Annotated in this window: 3 protein-coding genes; all 3 read right to left on the bottom strand. The window is 39.5% G+C overall.

Going from position 1 to position 2,117, the window contains the following annotated elements:
- Nucleotides 1-555 (bottom strand): flavodoxin-dependent (E)-4-hydroxy-3-methylbut-2-enyl-diphosphate synthase (locus ACTF6W_RS06125; protein ID WP_438993664.1); only part of this gene is annotated, 555 nt, incomplete at its 3' end.
- A gap of 117 nt (nt 556-672) precedes the next feature.
- Nucleotides 673-1,506, bottom strand: a complete 834-nt coding sequence (locus ACTF6W_RS06120; RefSeq protein WP_438993663.1) for a helix-turn-helix domain-containing protein — start codon at nt 1,504-1,506, stop codon at nt 673-675.
- A 298-nt stretch (nt 1,507-1,804) separates the two neighbouring features.
- Nucleotides 1,805-2,117 (bottom strand): putative PEP-binding protein (locus ACTF6W_RS06115; protein ID WP_438993662.1); only part of this gene is annotated, 313 nt, incomplete at its 5' end.

Below are 2,117 nucleotides of genomic sequence, written 5' to 3'. Positions count from 1 at the left end.
AGATGCTTTCACGCTTATTTTAAATTCAAAGAAGTCATTATCTTCTAAAATACGCGCATGTTCGAGTGCGCTTTCAACCATGGCATCAGGGCAGGGTTCGCCATATTTTTCAAGTAAATGTTTTTCAAGTGATCCCGCATTTACACCGATCCGCATAGAACAGTTATGATCTTTTGCCGCCCTAACGACTTCACGAACGCGTTCTTCATTACCGATATTACCAGGATTAATGCGTAAGCAAGCGGCGCCAGCCTCTGCGGCCTCAATACCGCGCTTATAATGAAAGTGGATGTCCGCAACAATCGGGACAGATACGTTATCAATAATTTCTTTTAAAGCTTTGGTCGACGCTTCATCAGGACAGGAAACCCTTACAATATCGGCACCGGCTTCTTCAAGAGCATGGATTTGAGCAATTGTTGCCTTCACATCAGTAGTCAATGTATTGGTCATCGACTGAACCGATATAGGCGCATCACCGCCAACAGGAATATCGCCCACCATTATTTGTCGACATTTCCTTCTGATAATATCTCGGTAAGGACGTATGCTCATATTCAAACCTTAATTGTTACTGGAGGCATAAAAAAATCTCCTCTAGATCTATTGGCTCTTTAATACCAAGGATAGAGGAGATTTGAAATTACTTTATGTGCTAAATATGAACTTTTATTATCTCAGCATGGATAATTCTATCAATTTTTCCTGAATTAAGGCCACATTCTCAAGAATTTGTCCTTCTAATCCAAGACTTTTAACAATATTATCGCCCAAAGATACGGTAAGAGCGCCAGCATTATTTGTCATTAACATTAAACCGGATTGATCAGGTGGAATGAGACTTTCCCCCTTCGTCATGAGTTTTTCAATTACTGTTTCGCCATCTTCAGAAGAAATGCGAACCCATACATCATCATTTGCTTGAAAACTGATGGCACCGCCCATTGCAGGCGCAGCAATAACCATATTTTCTTTTTCAGCAATTGGTGCTTTCGCAGAGACTTCTTGAACGGCTATTTTTTTCTCTGGCATTTCTTCCACAACAAGTGTTGGTTTTGTCGTTGTCTTGACTATAACATCCGTTGCTTCCTCAGCATCCAAGCTATTATTTGTAACCCAAACGCCTGCGAAAATTGCAATGCATAAGGACGCAACGCCCGCCATTCTTTTAATGGGAAAATCATTTTGATGATCCGCTTCTGGAAAACTCAAAACGACGCTCTCTTTTGAGCCGGCATATTCAGCTTCATACTTTGCAATAATATCCGCAGTATCTAATCCAAGAAATGTTGCATAGTTTCTAAGAAAACCAGTTGCATAGCAAGCAGCCGGAAAAGAGTTAAAATTACCTTGCTCTAGTGCTTCTAATAAATGTGGTCTAATGCACAGCTCTTCTGCAATAGTATTCAGATTACGAACCGAATGCTCTTGCCGAGCTTTTTTTATAATTTTGCCAACACTTTCTAATTCTTGTTCGGCTTTAATATCTGTACTTATTTTATTCACTTCTAATCCCCAGCTTCATGATCACAAAAACATCTCTTTTGTAATATTTGCCGTAATATCTTCTTTTTAGGTCGTATTTAAATTTATTTATTAGTAAAAAAATTTTGGATACGGCGGCTTAACGTATTAACCATAACCAAAAATCATTATTATTTAGTTAAACGGCTCTAACTATTACTTTTTTTGCGCAGAATACTCACAATTTCCCCAAGGAATAAAAGTCAACATTATATTAATGCAATGAGTCAACAAAAAAGTGCAACTTATGGTAAATATAGGGAAAAATGGCCTTGAATCATCAAATTTTGATGTTATTCGCGCGTGCGAAGTCCTCAAGGGCTGCTCGAACGCTATGGTCAGAACGACTCAGCAATCCTTCAACAAGAGGCTCAGCCATTGATAAATCAAGACTACGAATCATCATTTTGACAGGGCCAATGGCGGCCGGTGCAACAGAAAGTCGACGAAAACCAAGTGCAATTAAGGCCAGTGCGCCAATTGCTTTGCCGCCGATTTCGCCACAAAGCGTTAATGGAACATTATAGTGATCGCATTTTTCCACAATGAATTTCAGCATATTTAAAGCGGGAGGCGCAATCGTGTCATAGCGA

The organism is Pseudemcibacter sp. (assembly GCF_965661635.1).
Lineage (GTDB): Bacteria > Pseudomonadota > Alphaproteobacteria > Sphingomonadales > Emcibacteraceae > Pseudemcibacter.
Note: the sequence above shows the minus strand (reverse complement) of the source record. Positions and strands in the feature narration are given on the sequence as shown.